The organism is Isoptericola sp. NPDC056573 (assembly GCF_042793335.1).
Classification (GTDB): Bacteria; Actinomycetota; Actinomycetes; order Actinomycetales; family Cellulomonadaceae; genus Isoptericola.
On record NZ_JBHTUY010000003.1, the window covers coordinates 336,396 to 352,396 of the forward strand.

At 75.3% G+C, this 16,001-nt stretch carries 10 protein-coding genes; 4 read left to right on the forward strand and 6 right to left on the reverse strand.

Going from position 1 to position 16,001, the window contains the following annotated elements; all coding sequences use genetic code 11:
• Window positions 1-103: 103 nt before the first annotated feature.
• Entirely contained in the window at window positions 104-1,207 is a 1,104-nt protein-coding gene (locus ACFQ8E_RS06705; RefSeq protein WP_430549798.1) for a LacI family DNA-binding transcriptional regulator, read from the reverse strand.
• Between the two features lie 80 nt (window positions 1,208-1,287).
• Here ACFQ8E_RS06705 and ACFQ8E_RS06710 point away from each other — a divergent pair, with 80 nt between their 5' ends.
• Window positions 1,288-4,059: a substrate-binding domain-containing protein gene (locus ACFQ8E_RS06710; protein ID WP_430549799.1), complete on the forward strand. Its 2,772-nt coding sequence runs from the start codon at window positions 1,288-1,290 to the stop codon at window positions 4,057-4,059.
• Between the two features lie 255 nt (window positions 4,060-4,314).
• On the forward strand, window positions 4,315-6,969 hold the full coding sequence (locus ACFQ8E_RS06715; RefSeq protein WP_430549800.1) for a glycoside hydrolase family 48 protein: 2,655 nt from the start codon (window positions 4,315-4,317) through the stop codon (window positions 6,967-6,969).
• Between the two features lie 46 nt (window positions 6,970-7,015).
• On the opposite strand, the gene ACFQ8E_RS06720 is transcribed toward ACFQ8E_RS06715, so the two are convergent.
• Genes ACFQ8E_RS06720 through ACFQ8E_RS06730 form a run of 3 tightly spaced genes read right to left on the reverse strand, consistent with a single transcriptional unit; the run spans window position 7,016 to window position 9,444 of the window.
• A complete protein-coding gene (locus ACFQ8E_RS06720) occupies window positions 7,016-7,993 on the reverse strand; it encodes a DNA topoisomerase IB (RefSeq protein ID WP_430549801.1) in 978 nt (325 codons plus the stop codon).
• Between the two features lie 58 nt (window positions 7,994-8,051).
• Window positions 8,052-8,975 (reverse strand): acyl-CoA thioesterase, encoded by a 924-nt coding sequence (locus tag ACFQ8E_RS06725; protein WP_430549802.1) that lies wholly within the window; start codon window positions 8,973-8,975, stop codon window positions 8,052-8,054.
• Between the two features lie 49 nt (window positions 8,976-9,024).
• Window positions 9,025-9,444 carry a globin gene (locus ACFQ8E_RS06730; protein ID WP_430549803.1) on the reverse strand — a complete coding sequence of 140 codons (420 nt, stop codon included), beginning with the start codon at window positions 9,442-9,444 and terminating at the stop codon, window positions 9,025-9,027.
• 104 nt (window positions 9,445-9,548) lie between these two features.
• Here ACFQ8E_RS06730 and ACFQ8E_RS06735 point away from each other — a divergent pair, with 104 nt between their 5' ends.
• Window positions 9,549-9,797 carry a glucose PTS transporter subunit EIIB gene (locus ACFQ8E_RS06735; protein ID WP_429728304.1) on the forward strand — a complete coding sequence of 83 codons (249 nt, stop codon included), beginning with the start codon at window positions 9,549-9,551 and terminating at the stop codon, window positions 9,795-9,797.
• A gap of 28 nt (window positions 9,798-9,825) precedes the next feature.
• Here the strand turns inward: ACFQ8E_RS06735 and ACFQ8E_RS06740 are convergent, their stop codons facing one another.
• Window positions 9,826-10,887 carry a mechanosensitive ion channel family protein gene (locus tag ACFQ8E_RS06740; RefSeq protein WP_430549804.1) on the reverse strand — a complete coding sequence of 354 codons (1,062 nt, stop codon included), beginning with the start codon at window positions 10,885-10,887 and terminating at the stop codon, window positions 9,826-9,828.
• A gap of 263 nt (window positions 10,888-11,150) precedes the next feature.
• Between ACFQ8E_RS06740 and malQ the strand changes: the two genes are divergently transcribed.
• Window positions 11,151-13,322, forward strand: a complete 2,172-nt coding sequence (malQ, locus tag ACFQ8E_RS06745) for a 4-alpha-glucanotransferase (RefSeq protein ID WP_430549942.1) — start codon at window positions 11,151-11,153, stop codon at window positions 13,320-13,322.
• A 74-nt stretch (window positions 13,323-13,396) separates the two neighbouring features.
• Here malQ and pepN read toward each other — a convergent pair whose 3' ends face one another.
• Entirely contained in the window at window positions 13,397-15,961 is a 2,565-nt protein-coding gene (gene pepN / locus ACFQ8E_RS06750) for an aminopeptidase N (protein ID WP_430549805.1), read from the reverse strand.
• Window positions 15,962-16,001: the final 40 nt, after the last annotated feature.

The window sequence follows — 16,001 nt, forward strand, 5'->3', positions numbered from 1 at the left end:
GTCGTGGCGGGCGCAACCGCCCCGGGACACCGGACGTCGGGCCGTCGGCGCCGACGACCCCAACCTGGCAACGGCCGGCGCCACGGGACAGGGCGCGAAACGTTTAGGCGGGGGCGGGCGCCGTGGAGCCCCGCATGACGAGCCGGGCGACGGGGACCGTGGTACCGGCTCGTCCGTCGTGGTCGTCGGTGGTCGTCGGCTCCCCGCCACCCAGCAGGGGCCGCACGGCGGCGGCGGCCGCGGCACCGAGCTCCTCCCACGGGCGGGCGACCGCGGTCGCGGCGGGATGCACCAGGCGACAGACCGCGGAGTCCTCGAGCACCAGCACGGACAGGTCCCACGGCACGCTCAGGCCGCGCTGCCTGGCCGTCTCGAGCACGGCGAGCAGCGCGACGTCGCCGTCGGCGACGACTGCCGTGGGGCGGTCCTCGGTGGCGAGAAGCCGCGCGGCGCCGGCCGCGGCGTCCTCGACGGTGCGGTACTCGACCCGCTCGACCGTGGCCGCGACGCGCGAGCGGAGGCCCGCCTGCGCCTCGTCGAGGGCGTCGAGCGCGTCGAGCAGGGCGGCCGACCGGTCCTCGTGGGCGTCCCGTGCGAGGAGCGCGAGCCGGGCGTGCCCGAGCTCGCGCAGGTAGCGCGCGGCCCGCTCGTCGGCGTCCCCGGCGAACCAGACCGCGCCCGCCGCGGCACCCGGTCCCGCCGCGCGCGACGGCGCGAGCGGCACGAGGGGGACGCCGCCGTGACGGGCGGCGCGGGCACGCGGGTCGTCGCGCGTGAGCCCCGCGACGACGAACGCGGCGTGGCGCCGCTCCGTCCACGCGTGCTCGAGGTCCCGGGCCGCGGCGTCCCGGTCGGGCGCCACGTCGACGACCACGTCGGTGGCGGGCGCGTCGTCACCCACCTGGAGCGCCGACCGCAGGCCGAGGGCGACGGCGGTGGCCCGCGCGGCGTCCGCCGGGCCGACCGCCTGGACGGAGACGCTGTGGGGCGCGGAGCGCAGCGAGCGCGCGGCGGCGCTCGGGCGCCAGCCCAGGTCCGCGGCGGTGCGCAGCACGTGGCGCCGGGTGCGGTCGGACACCCCCGGGCGCCCGTTGAGGGCGTAGGAGACGACGGCGATCGAGACGCCCGCGGCGCGCGCGACGTCGGTGATGGTGATGCGTCGGGCGCCGACGGCGGGCACGGGCCCGGTGCGGCTTGGCGTGGTCACGCTCCCACACTGTGCCGGGAATCGGTGCAGAATGCACCCGGGAACGTGCGCGGTACTCGACGGCGAGGACGGTGGTACGGATGACGACGGTCGGTGCTCAGGGAAGGGGCCCCGTCGGCGGCCCGCGGACGATCGGGGTGGTCAGCCCCGTGCTCGGGGGGTACTACTTCGGGCGGGCGCTGGCGGGTGCGGCCCGGGTGCTGCGCGCCGGGCGGCACCGGGTGGTGGCGCTGCAGACCTACCCGGCGGACCTGGACCGGGCCGAGTTCCCGGCGGTGCCGCGCCGGCGCACGCTGGTCGGCGGGTCGCGGTGCGACGGACTCATCGTCGTGACGAGCGCGCTCGAGGACGACACGCTGCGCGACATCCACGACGCCGGCACGCCCCTGGTGCTCGTCGGGGTCGGCCCGGTGGAGGGGGTCTCGGCCCCGAGCCTCGGTCCGGACAACTCCGGCGCGGCGCGGGCCGTCGTCGACCACCTCGTCGCGCACGGCCACCGGCGCATCGGCTTCCTCGGCGCCGCGGACCAGACCGACACGCGCGAGCGGTACGACGCGTACCGGGACGCGCTCCTGGCGCACGGCATCGAACCCCGGGCCGAGTGGCTCTACCGCACCCGCGACAACCAGGAGGCCGGGGCGCAGGTCGTCGCGCGGCGCCTGGTGGAGGCGGGCGACGGGACGCTGCCGACGACGGCCACCCTCGCCGCCACCGACCGGAACGCCGTCGGCTTCATGCGCGGGCTGCGCGCCCAGGGCCTGCCGCTCCCGGAGGCGCAGGCCGTGGTCGGGATCGACCACTCCGACCTCGGGGCGCGGATCCGCCCGCGGCTGTCGACCGTGGACCTGCTGCACGACGCGGTCGGTGAGCGCGCCGCCCAGCTCGTGCTGGCGATGATCGCCGGCGAGCGGGTGACGGGGGAGCACCGCCTCGGGCGTTCGGCGCTGGTGCTGCGCGAGTCCTGCGGCTGCGAGGCGGGCGCGCGGGGGCACGTCGTCGTGACGGGGCGGAGCGGCTGCCCGGAGCCCGACGGGCGTGCGGACCTGCCGTCCGGCACCTTCGACGGCGCGTCCGTCTCCGCGCCCGGCACGTCGTCCGGCCCGACGACGGGCGCGGACCCCGGCCTGGACGACGTGGCGCCCGTGGTGCTCGCGCGCGAGCACGGCCGGGACGTGTGGGTCGCCGCCGTGCGGCAGGTGCTGGCCGCCGCGGCGGACCGCGGGCTGCGTGCCCCGGCGCCGGCGCTGCGCGCGCTCGCCGACGCGACGGCCCGGCTGCGCCCGTCGCCCGACGCGCTCGAGCAGCTGGTGCCCGCGCTGCACGTCGAGGCGGCGAGGACCGTCCGGAGCCACCGGCGCGCGGCCGCGCGCCGCCTCTCGGGTCAGGGCGGGGCGGAGGCCGCGCGGAGCGGGACGGCGCTCGGGCCGGCCGCCCGCCGGACGGCGCTGGAGACGACCGTGCGCGACGTCGTGGTCGCGCTGGCGCGCGGGACGGTCGCGGGCACCCTGGGCCGGGCCGGGCGGCTCGAGCGCGAGCTCGCCGAGCAGTACGAGGTGGACCTCGAGATGATGCGGGCGGACGGCGACGCCCTGCGCAGCCTCGACTGGCTGCCGCGCGGCCACGGCGGGGTGGCGGCGCTCGCGCTCTGGGTCGACGACGCCGACGTCCCGGGCGGGCGGGCGCTGCAGGTGGTGGGCGCGCGCGGGGGCGCGACCGGTCCGCGACGGCTGGTCGGTGCGACGTACCCGCCCCAGGAGTTCCCTCCGCCCGAGCTCGTGGACCCGGCGTCGCCGACCGTCGTCGTGCCCGTGGGCTTCGGCAGCTCGGACCGGGGCGTGCTCGTGGTGAGCGGGCTCGTCGACACCCGTGCCACGAGCACGCGGGCGAGATACAACCACTGGGCGGCCATGCTCGGCGTGGCCCTCGACGCGGAGGACACCCTCAGCGCCCTGCAGGCCCAGCGCCGGGAGCTGGCAGAGGCCGCGGAGCGCGAGCGGGTGCTGGCGCTCGAGGTCGCCGCCGGGCACGAGCGGACCGCGCTGGTGTCCATCGCGTCCCACGACGGCACCTGGGACTGGGACGTCGAGGCGGGCCGCGTGCGCTACTCCGACGCGTGGGCCCGCATCGTGGGGTGCGACCCGGCCGGCGTCGGCGACGACCCGCAGGAGTGGCTGGGTCGCGTGCACCCCGACGACGTCCGCCGCGTGCAGTCCGCGGTGGCCGCGCAGCTGTCCGGGTCGCACCAGCCGCTGGACGTCGAGCACCGGATCCGCGTCGCCGACGGTCGCCACGTCACGGTGCGCTGCCGCGCTGTCACGGTGCACGACGCCGGGGGCCGCGCCGCGCGCATGGTCGGGGCGATGGCCGTGGTCTCGGAGGTGACCCTGTTCCGCAGCGAGCTGCGCGAGCGGGTGCTGGTCGACCCCGGCACCGGGCTCGTGGCCCGCGAGCTGTTCGTCGACCGGCTCGAGCGGGCGATCTCCCGCGCCCGCCGGGTCGGGGCGTACGGCTGGCAGGTCCTCGGCGTCGGGTTCCCCGCACCGCCGACCGCCCTGGCGCTGCGCCGCCTGCACGGCGAGCTGGAGCCCGACGACTGCGCGTACGGGCCGGCGCCGCGCGACGTCGTCGTGCTGCTCGACGGCGCGGACGCCGTCGCGGCCCGGGATCGCCTCGCCCGGCTGCGGGCGGTGCTCGGGGCGCAGGCCGTCGTCGAGCACGCCGCGGGCACGAGCCACCCCGAGCCCGCCCACGACGACGGGTCCGCGGGCGGCGGCGACGCCATCGAGGTGCTGCGGCGGGCGGGCGACCGGCTGGCGCGCCGTCGCGCGGCCCCGACCGCCCGGCGCGCCTGAGCGTCACCTGAAACGTTTCCGTGCGTTGCCGGGGCCGTGGAGCCGCGACGAGCCTCGGGGGTGCTCGACGCCCCCGTCGCCGCCGGCGGACCGCGGGGCGGGGCGAGCCTCCCGACGATGAGAGGTGCACGCACGATGTCACGCACGTCACGCACGTCACGCACGTCACGCACGTCACGCACACCCGCACCACAGCCACGCGCCGCCCGATCACGTCCGGCCCGATCACGCCCCGGCGGGCGGCCGCGACGCGTCGTGGCCGCGGGCGCCGCGCTCGCGGCGCTGGCCGCGCTCGCCGCCGCCGGCCCGACCGCGGCGGCGCTCGGCGCGCCCGGTGCCTCCGGGCCGGCCGCCGCGGCGGCTGCCCCGGCCGAGCGCACCCTGCTCGTCGACGGCGAGTACACGCAGCGGTTCCTGGAGCTCTACGACAAGATCCACGACCCGGCCAACGGCTACTTCTCGCCGCAGGGCATCCCGTACCACGCGGTCGAGACGCTCATGGTCGAGGCCCCCGACTACGGGCACGAGACCACGAGCGAGGCGTACTCGTTCTGGTTGTGGCTGGAGACGTCCTACGGGCAGGTGACCGGCGACTGGGAACCGTTCAACCACGCCTGGGACACGCTCGAGCAGTACATGATCCCGACCACGGAGAACCAGCCGACCAACGCGGCGTACGACCCGGCCAAGCCCGCGACCTACGCCCCGGAGTTCGACCACCCGAGCCGGTACCCCTCCCCGCTCGACACGGGCGTGTCGGTCGGGCGCGACCCGATCGGCGCGGAGCTCGAGTCCACCTACGGCACCCCCGAGGTGTACGGGATGCACTGGCTCGCCGACGTCGACAACGTGTACGGCTTCGGTGCGGCGCCCGGCTCGTCCGAGCTGCTGGGGCCGGACCACGAGGGCACGTCGTACATCAACACCTTCCAGCGCGGGCCGCAGGAGTCGGTGTGGGAGACGGTGCCGCAGCCGTCGATCGACGACTTCTCCTACGGCGGCGAGAACGGCTACCTCGACCTGTTCACCGGCGACGCGTCGTATGCGGAGCAGTGGAAGTACACCAACGCGCCCGACGCCGACGCGCGCGCCGTCGAGGCCGCCTACTGGGCCAACAAGTTCGCCGCCGAGCAGGGGCAGCCCGAGGCCGTGGCCGACACGGTGGGCAAGGCGTCCAAGATGGGCGACTACCTGCGCTACGCCCTGTTCGACAAGTACTTCAAGACGCCGGGCTGCGAGTCCACGTCGTGCCCCGCGGGCACCGGCCGCGACAGCGCGCACTACCTGCTGTCCTGGTACTACGCCTGGGGCGGCGCGCTCGACACGGCCTCGCCGTGGGCGTGGCGCATCGGCTCCAGCCACGCGCACTTCGGGTACCAGAACCCGATGGCGGCGTGGGCGCTGTCGAACGACCCGGACCTCGAGCCCGCGTCGCCGACGGCGTCCGACGACTGGGCCGCCAGCCTCGACCGCCAGCTCGAGCTGTTCCAGTGGCTCCAGGCGCCCGAGGGCGGCATCGCCGGCGGCGCGACCAACAGCTGGGAGGGGCACTACGCCGACCGGCCCGACGACGTCGCGACCTTCTACGGCATGGCCTACCAGGAGGCGCCGGTCTACCACGACCCGCCCTCCAACCAGTGGATGGGCATGCAGGGCTGGGGCGTGGAGCGCATCGCGCAGCTGTACGAGGAGACGGGCGACGCGCGCGCCGGGGCCGTTCTCGACAAGTGGGTGCCGTGGGTGATCGACCACATCACCATCACCGACGACTCGTGGCAGATCCCGTCGAACCTCGCCTGGTCGGGTCAGCCCGACGACTGGGACGCCGCGGACCCCGGCGACAACGCCGGCCTCTCCGTCGAGGTCACCGGCTACGGGCAGGACGTCGGCGTCGCCGGCGCGCTCGCCCGGTCGCTCATGTACTACGCGGCCGGTGGCGAGGGGGAGCAGCACGCGCAGGCCCAGCAGGTCGCGCACGACCTGCTGGACGCGATCTGGACCCAGAACAGCGACCCGCTCGGCGTCGCCACGACGGAGACGCGCGCCGACTACTCCCGGTTCGACGACGTGCTCACCTCCGCGGACGGCGACGGCGTGTACGTGCCGGAGGGCTGGACCGGCACCATGCCGAACGGCGACGAGATCGGGGCGGGCGCCTCGTTCCTCGACCTGCGGTCGTTCTACACCGACGACCCGCAGTGGCAGAAGGTGCAGGACCACCTCGACGGCGGGCCCGCGCCCGAGTTCACCTACCACCGGTTCTGGGCGCAGACGGCGGTCGCGACCGCGCTCGCGGACTACGACCGGTTGTTCGGCGAGGACGTCCCGACGGACGACACCACCGCGCCGAGCGTGCCGCAGGGCGTGACCGCCACCGCGGACGGCACGAGTGTGCAGGTGACCTGGTCGGCGTCGACGGACGACACCCGGGTCACCGGGTACCAGGTCAGCCGGGACGGCGAGGTCGTCGGTTCCGTGGGCGCCGCGGCGACGTCGTTCGTCGACGAAGGGCTCGAGCCGGAGACCGCGTACTCGTACACGGTGACGGCGCGGGACGCGGCGGGGAACGTGTCGGCGGCGTCGGCGCCGGTGAGCGTGACGACGGGTCCGGACGACGGCGGCCCGGACCCGACGGACGGGGCGTGCACGGCGGTGTACTCGACGACGAACTCGTGGTCGGGCGGGTACCAGGGCCAGATCGTGGTCACCGCGGGTGACGACGGCGCCCCGGGGTGGGCGGTGACCGCTCCGGCGGGGCTGTCCACCACGAACCTGTGGGGCGGCGTGCTGTCCGGCGGGACGATCACGGGGGCGGCGTGGAACGCCGACCTCGCCGCCGGGGCGCAGGCCACGGTGGGCTTCGTCGCCAACGGCACCTCGCCGGCTGACGGCCCGCTGCCCTGCAGCTGACCCCGCCGAGGGAGTACCTCCTCGCCGAGGGGGTACTCCCTCGCGGTCAGCCCAGCAGGTCCAGCACCGCGCGCTCGGCGGCGGAGCGCGTCCGGGTGGGGCCGATCGTCTCGCCGTGCTCCCACAGGTCGACCAGCCGCGGGTCGACGTACGACGCGCGGGCGACGGCCGGCGTGTTGCCGAGCTCGTCGGCCACGTCACGGACGACCTGGGCGACCACCCGCCGTCGCGCCCGCTGCGAGCGCGGCGGCGCGCCGGCGTCGGCCAAGGCGCGCGCCGCGAGCACGGTGGCGTGCCAGGTGCGGAAGTCCTTCGGCGTCGCGTCCTCGCCGAGGCGCTCCTTGACGGCGGCCTGCACGTCCGCGCTGGTGACGTCGTGCCAGCCCGCCCCGTCGTCGTCCCGCCACGCGAGCAGGTCGACGCCGCCGCGCCGACGCTTGAGGGTCGTGACGAGCGAAGCCACCAGCGGGTCCTCGACGAGGACGTCGCGCAGCTGCCCGGACTTGGCGGGGTACCGGAAGTGCACGCTCCCGTCGCGCCGCACGGTGGCGTGCTCCTTGCGGATCGTCGCGAGGCCGTAGCTGCGGTGCTTCGCCGCATAGACCTCCCCGCCGGCGCGGAAGTACGCGTCGTCGAGCAGCCGGAACGCGAGGGCCAGCACCCGACGGCGCCCGACGCCGTCGCGGCCCAGGTCGCGCGTCACCCCGGCGCGGGCGGCGGGCAACCGCCGGCCGACGTCGAGCACGTGGTCGTGCTTGCGGCGCGAACGCCTCGCCTGCCACTGCTCGTGGTACAGGTACTGGCCGCGCCCGGCGTCGTCGCGGCCGAAGGCCTGGAGGTGACCGTCGGGGTACCGGCAGATCCACACGTCGGTCCAGGCCGGCGGGACCGCCAGCCGGGTGCACCGCGCCACCTCCGCCTCGTCGTCGAGCAGGGCCCCGTCGACGTCGAGGAACGCCCAGCCGTCGCCCTTCGCGCGGCGCGAGTAGCCGGGGGAGGAGGCGGAGACGCGGCGCAGTCGCACGCGCACAGTGTGCGGCGACGGCGCGCTCCCCGCAGCGCCGCGGGGAGGCGCGCGGACGTCAGCCGGGGAGCCGGATCATGCCCTCCTGCGCGATGCTCGCCACCAGCCGGCCCTCGCGGTCGTACACGCGGGCCAGGCCGAGGCCGCGCCCGCCCTGGGCGCCGGGCGACTCCTGGACGTACAGCAGCCAGTCGTCGGCGCGCGCGTCGCGGTGGAACCACATGGCGTGGTCGAGGCTCGCCATCGGCACGGCGCCGCCGACGTCGATCCACGAGCGCCCCGCCTGGCGCAGCACCGGCTCGAGCATCACCTGGTCGCACGCGAAGGCGAGCAGCGCGCGGTGCAGCAGCGGGTCGTCCGACGCGATCGCGTGCCGGGCCCGCACCCACACCTGCTGGGTGGGCTTCGGCTCCGGGTCGGGGCCCAGGTACAACGAGCCGCCCACGTGCCGCAGGTCGAACGCCGACTCGTGCGACCAGAACTTCGCGGCCGGGTGGTCGATGCCGTGGAGCACCTCGATCGCCGACGGGACGTCCTCCGGTGCCGGGACGCCGGCCGGCGCGGGCTCCGCGGCCTCGTACCCGGGCTGGTCGGTCTGGAACGACACCGTCAGCGACAGGATCGGCTTGCCGTGCTGGATGGCGTGCGTGCGCCGGGCGCTGAACGACCGCCCGTCGCGCAACCGCTCCACGGCGAAGTCGATCGGGGTGTCCAGCGCGCCCTCGCGCAGGAAGTAGGCGTGCAGCGAGTGGGGCAGGCGGTCGTCGTCCACCGTGCGGCCGCACGCGAGCAGGGCCTGGGCCAGCACCTGGCCGCCGTACACGCGGCGGCCGGGGCCGGGCACGCTGTCGCCGCGCCACAGGTCGTCCTCGCCGCGGGGGCCCCAGCCGTCGACCTCGCGCAGGTCGAGCGCCGACAGCAGGCGGTCCAGGGCGTCGGGGATGCCCGCGGGGGCGGGCGTGGTGGTGGACGTCTCGCTCACACGCACTCCAGGTCGAGTCGCAGGGTGGGTCACCGGACGGGTCCAGGTGTCACTCGTCGAAGGTGTTGATCATGCTGTACGCCGCGCGCTCCAGGTAGTCCCACAGCTGGGACTCGTGGATCGGCGCCAGGTCCAGCGCGTCGACGGCGACGCGCATGTGCGCCAGCCAGCGGTCGCGGGCGTCGGGGTTGACCTTGAAGGGCGCGTGCCGCATCCGCAGGCGCGGGTGGCCGCGCTGCTGGCTGTACGTCGTCGGGCCGCCCCAGTACTGCTCGAGGAAGAGTGTGAGCCGCACCTTCGCGGGCCCGAGGTCCTCCTCCGGGTACATGGGGCGCAGCACCTCGTCCGCGGCGACACCCTCGTAGAACACGTCGACGAGTCGCTCGAACGTGGCGTGCCCGCCGACGGCGTCGTAGAACGACTCGGGCGATGGCTCGAGAGGCGACGCGGGTGAAGTCTGGTCCGTCACCGGGCCATCCTCCCAGACACCCGCGGTGCTGCTCCTCCCGCTCGGGCCCCGGGAGCGTTAGGCTGGTCACGGACCTGCAACGACGCATTCCACGGGAGGCCCCCATGACCATCGCCCCGAACAAGGCTGACGACATCCTCGCGGCGCTCGGCGGCAGCCGGAACGTCGTCGAGCTCGAGCCCTGCATCACGCGGCTGCGGGTCGAGGTGAGCGACCCGGCCCTCGTGGACGACCAGGGGCTCAAGGCGTCGGGCGCGTTCGGCGTGGTGCGCTCCGGTCGCGTGGTGCAGGTCATCGTGGGCCCGGAGGCCGACGACCTGGCCGCTCAGATGGACCCCCTGCTCGTCTCCTGACCGTCCCGTCCCGCCCACCCGCGCCTGGTCAGGCCTCGGTCTCCTGCTCGAGGACGGCCGGCTCGGCGTCGGCGGACGGCACGAGCACCCCCGCCGCGCGCAGCTCCTCCTGGGCGCGGCGGCGCAGCTCGCGCGAGACCTCCCACTGGTCGCCCGGCCGGGTCTGCGCGTGCAGCGTGAACGACATGGTGATGTCGTTGACGGCGTCCACGCCCCGCACCGAGGGCGCCTCGAGGAGCAGCGGCGACAGCTCGGGGTCGGCCTGCACGTCGTCGGCCGCGCGGCCGAGCGCGACCCGCACCGTGTCGACGTCGGCCTCCAGCGGCACCCGCACCTCCGCGACGGCGCGCGACCACTGCTGCGTCATGTTGCCGGCGCGCAGGATCTCGCCGTTGCGCACGTACCAGAGCGTGCCGTCGAAGGCGCGCACCTGAGTCACCCGCAGCTGCACCTCCTCGACCGTGCCCGTCGCGCCGGAGCCGAGGTCGACGACGTCGCCGACGCCGAACTGGTCCTCCACCAGCAGCAGGACGCCGGAGATGAAGTCCTTCACCAGGCTCTGCGCACCGAAGCCCAGCGCGACACCGACGACGCCGGCGGAGGCGACCAGCGGGCCGACGGGCTGACCGAGCGCCTGCAGGATCATCAGCGCCATGATCGTGCCGATGAAGATGTTCGCCGTCGAGCGCAGCACCGACCCGACCGTGCGGGCCCGCTGCGCGCGCCGCTGGCTGGCCAGCGGGTTCGCCATCGCGATCGCGTCCTCGACGAACGGCGTGCGCTGCAGGTAGCGGCGCCAGGCCGGGGACGTCTCGGTCGTGGTCGTGCCCGCGCCGGTCGCGATGCGCTCCGCGACGTGCGCGATCACGCGGCGCAGCAGCACCAGCACGACGATGCCGATCGCCAGGATGATGAGGATCTGCAGCGGCCAGCCGGTGAACCACTCCCAGAACGACGAACCGGCGTCCGCGGCGGCCTTGATGGTGTCCTCGACGGCGGACTCGGTGTTCGTCGCGCTCGGGCTGGGTGTGGGCGCAGGCGTCACCGCCGTCGGGGCAGCGGTCCGGAGCGTGGAGATCACGGGGGTCACCCGCCCACGGTAGCGAGCGGGCGGGCCTCGACGAAACGTCCGCGGGCGTGAGGTCGTGCCGCGTGGGCGGACGGCCTGGTGGGACGGGGGATGGCAGGATCGTCTCCGTGAGCAAGGACCAGCCGACCACCTCGGACGACGCCCGCGACGACATCCCGGACGACTCCCGGGACGATACGGGCGGCACGGTCGACGACGCGCGTGCCGACGAGCCCGGGTCGGTGGCTGACGCTCCGGCGACGACGACGGACGACGGACCCGCCCTGGAGGGCGGCGACACCGACGAGCCGAGCACCGACGGGCCGAGCGCGGAGCTGCGCGAGCTCGCCGAGGCGTACGGCGTGCTCGGCGAGCACCACGGCTTCGGCGGCGAGGTGGTGGTCGCGCCGGCGTCGACCCTCGTCGCGGTGCTGGGTGCGCTGGGCGTGCCCGCGGGGACGTCGCAGCAGGTGACGCACAGCCTGCAGCGCGCCCACGACGACGAGTGGCGCGCCGTCCTGCCGCCCACGGTCGTGGTGCGCGAGGGCGCCGGCACGCAGGTCCCGGTGCACGTCACGGACGGCGCGGCGGTGCACGTGTGGCTGGAGCTGGACGGCGCGGAGCCCGCGGCGCGCGAGCACGCGGTGCGCCGTCGTCGCGACCTGGACCAGCTCGACGTCCTGGTCGAGCCGCGCGCGGTGGACGGACGTCGGGTGGGGCGGGCGACGTTCGCCCTGCCGCAGGACCTGCCGCTCGGCTGGCACTCGCTGCATGCGCTCACCGAGGGGCACGAGACGCGCGCCACCGTCGTCGTCACGCCCCGCCGGCTGGAGCTGCCCGCGGGCCTGGAGGACGACCAGTGGTGGGGCTTCCTCGTCCAGCTCTACTCGGTGCGCTCGCGCACGTCGTGGGGCGTGGGCGACCTGGCGGACCTCGCCGACCTGGCCTGGCTCACGGCGCACCGCGCCGGCGCGGACTTCGTCGGGGTCAACCCGCTGTCCGCGACGGAGCCCGTCACGCCGCTGACCCCGTCGCCGTACCTGCCGACAAGCCGGCGCTTCCTCAGTCCGCTGTACGTGCGGGTGGAGGACATCCCGGAGACGGCGTACCTGTCGGCGGCGGACCGCTCCCTGGTGGAGTGGGCGGCCGACCCGGTGCGCGACCTCGTGGCCGACCCCGGCGCGCTCGACCGCGACGCCGTGTGGGAGGCGAAGAAGGCGGCCCTCGAGGTGGTGTTCACCGCGCCCCGGCGCGCCGCGCGGGAGGCTGCCTACCAGGAGTTCGTCGCCGAGGAGGGCGTCGGGCTGCGCGACTTCGCGACCTGGTGCGCGATCGTCGAGCACCTCGGCTCCCGCCCGCGGCCGGACGAGCTCGGTGACCCGGCGTCCCCCGCCGTCGCCGCGCTGCGCGAGCAGCTCGCCGAGCGCGTGGAGTTCTACGTGTGGCTGCAGTGGGTGGCCGACGAGCAGAAGCAGACCGCGCAGCGCGTGGCGCGCGAGGCGGGGATGCGGATCGGCATCATGCACGACCTGGCGGTCGGCGCGCACCCCGAGGGCGCGGACGCCTGGGCGCACCGCGACGTGCTGGCCCGCGACGTCTCGGTCGGCGCGCCCCCGGACATGTACAACCAGCAGGGCCAGGCCTGGTCGCAGCCGCCGTGGAACCCGCGCGCGCTGGCGCGTGCCGGCTACGCGCCGTACCGCGACATGCTGCGCACCGCGCTGCGGCACGCGGGCGCGCTGCGGGTCGACCACGTGCTCGGGCTCTTCCGCCAGTGGTGGGTGCCCGAGGGGGCCTCGCCGGCCGTCGGCGCCTACGTGCGGTACGACCACGAGGCGCTGCTCGGCATCCTGTGCCTGGAGGCGCACCGCGCGGGGGCCGTCGTCGTGGGGGAGGACCTCGGCGTCTTCGAGCCGTGGGTGCGCGACGAGCTCGCCGACCGCGGCGTGCTCGGCACCTCCGTGCTCTGGTTCGAGAAGGAGGACGGCCGCCCCCTGGAGCCGGAGAAGTACCGCCGGGCGTCGCTCGCGACCGTCGGCACCCACGACATGCCGCCGGCCGCCGGCTACCTCGCCGGGGAGCACGTGGACCTGCGCGAGCGCCTCGGGCTGCTCGCCGGCGACGCGCAGGAGCTGCGCGCCGCCGCCCGCACCGAGCGGGACCAGACGGTGCTGGCCCTCGCCATGCGCGGGCTGGTCTCCGACCACCCGTCCGAGCGCGAGATCGTCGAGGGGCTGCACCGGTACCTGCGCAGGACGCCGGCCGCCCTCGTGGGCGTGCAGCTCACGGACGCCGTCGGCGAGCGGCGCACGCAGAACCAGCCCGGCACGGACCAGGAGTACCCGAACTGGAAGGTGCCGCTGGCCGACGGGTCGGGGAACGTCGTCCTGGTCGACGACCTCTTCGACAACGCGCGCCTGCGCTCCCTCGTCCAGGCGGTGCGCACGGCGCGCTGACCCGCCGTCCCGAAGACGACGGAACCCCGCCCGGTCGACGTGACCGGGCGGGGTTCCGCGTTCCGTGCCGGGACTCAGGCGTCGACGGCCTGCGCGGCGAGCGCGCGCTCGGTGCCGGCGAGCTGCTCGACGACCATGCGGCGGAGGGCCGCGGGGGCGTCCGCGTGCGCGTCCAGCCAGCCGCGGACGGCGTCGCGCAGCGCTGCCGAGGCGAGGGGTGCCGGGTAGAGCCCCTCGATGAGCTCCTCCGCGATGTGGTAGCTGCGCGTGGTCCAGATCGGCAGCAGCGCGTCGACGTAGCGGGCGGCGAACGGCTCCAGCACGGCCGGGTCGGTCACGTGCACGAAGCCGGCGGCGGTGGAGCGGATGATCGCGTTCGGGACGTCCGTCCGGTCGACGACGGAGGCGAACGCGGCCTCCTTGCCCGCGACGGTCGGCGTCGCCGCGCGGGCGCGGGCGGCCGCCTGCCGGCCGGTGGCCGTGTCGTCCTGCGCGAGCGCCGCGTCGATCTCGGCGCCGTCGGCCGCGCCGAGCAGCACGAGGCTCTCCAGCAGCTCCCACCGCAGGTCGGTGTCCACGGTGAGGCCGTCGAGCGCGACCGAGCCGTCGAGCAGGCCGCGCAGCGGGGCGACGTGGTCGGGCGTCGACGCGAGCTGCGCGACGAACTTCACGAGCTGCAGCTGCAGGTCGGAGCCCGCGTCCGCCTCCTGCGCGAGGTCCCACAGCCGGTCGCCGATGCGCGCCAGGGTGGCGGCGCGACGCTCGGGCGCCACGTACGACCGGGCGGCCAGGCCGAGCTGGTTCAGCGTGGTGCGCACGGTCGTCGACTCCGTCTCGGCGGCGATGTTGCCGAGCACGAGGTCCACGTACGCCGACGCCGGCGTCTCGCCGTCGCGCACCGCGTCCCACACGGAGCCCCACACGAGGGAGCGGGCCAGCGGGTCGGTGATGCGCGACAGGTGCTCGACGGCCGCGGCGAGCGACTCCTCGTCGAGGCGGATCTTCGCGTACGCCAGGTCCTCGTCGTTGAGCAGCACGAGCGCGGGGCGCTCGCGGCCCACGAGGTCCGCGACCTCGGTGCGCTCGCCGTCGACGTCGATGACGACCTGGTGCGTGCGCGTCAGCGCCCCGTCGACGAGGTCGTAGAAGCCGATGCCGAGGCGGTGCGGGCGGATCGTCGGGTAGTCGGCGGGGGCCGACTGCAGCACGGCGAACCCGGTGATGCGGCCCTCGGCGTCGACGGCGATCTCGGGGCGCAGCGTGTTCACGCCCGCCGTCTCCAGCCACGCCTTCGACCACGCGGTGAGGTCGCGGCCGCTGGTCGCCTCGAGCTCGACGAGCAGGTCGCGCAGCTCCGTGTTGGACCAGGCGTGCTTGCGGAAGTACGCGGAGACGCCGGAGAGGAACTCGTCCCGGCCGACCCACGCCGCGAGCTGCTTGAGCACGGACGCGCCCTTGGCGTAGGTGATGCCGTCGAAGTTGACCTGCACGTCCTCGAGGTCGCGGATCTCGGCGACGATCGGGTGCGTGGAGGGCAGCTGGTCCTGGCGGTACGCCCACGTCTTCTCCATCGCGGAGAACGTGGTCCAGGCCGCCTCCCACTCGGTGGCCTCGGCGGTGGCGAGCGTGGACGCGTACTCCGCGAACGACTCGTTCAGCCAGAGGTCGTTCCACCACTTCATGGTCACGAGGTCGCCGAACCACATGTGGGCCAGCTCGTGCAGGATCGTCACGACGCGGCGCTCGCGGACGGCGTCGGTCACCTGGGAGCGGAAGACGTACGACTCGGTGAACGTGACGCAGCCCGGGTTCTCCATCGCCCCCATGTTGTACTCGGGCACGAACAGCTGGTCGTACTTGTCGAACGGGTACGGCACGCCGAACGTCGACTCGTAGAACGCGAAGCCCTTGCGGGTGGTCTCCATGATGTAGTCCGCGTCCAGGTGCTCGGCGAGCGAGGAGCGGCAGAAGACGCCGAGGGGGATGGTGCGGCCGTCGGACGACGTGAGCTCGCCGCGCTGCACGGCGTACGGGCCGGCGACGAGGGCCACGAGGTAGGACGAGATGCGCGGCGTCGGCTCGAACGCCCACGTCGCGGTCGGGACGTCGGCGTCCGTCGCGTGCGCGGCCGGGGTCGGCTCCGGGGTGGGCTGGTTCGACACGACCTGCCACGCGGCCGGTGCGGTCACGGTCACCCGGTAGGGGGCCTTGAGGTCGGGCTGCTCGAACGTCGCGAAGACGCGGCGCGCGTCGGGCACCTCGAACTGCGTGTAGAGGTAGACCTCGCCGTCGACCGGGTCGACGAAGCGGTGCAGGCCCTCGCCGGTGTTCATGTAGGCGCAGTCGGCGACGACGCGCAGCTCGTTGGTGGCGGCCAGGCCGGTCAGCGCGATGCGCGAGTCGGCGAACACCTCGGCCGGGTCCAGGGCGACGCCGTTGAGCACCACCTCGCGCACGGACGGCGCGACCAGGTCGACGAACGTGCTCGCGCCGGGGGTGGCGGAGAACCGGATGACGGTCGTGGACGCGAACGTCGTCGGTCCGGTGGTCAGGTCGAGGTCGACGGCGTACGACTCGACGTCGGTGACGACGTCGGCGCGCTCGATCGCCTCGGCGCGGGTCAGGTTCTCTCCGGGCACGGGTTCTCCCTCGTCTCAAGATGGTGCGGCGCGTGATGGG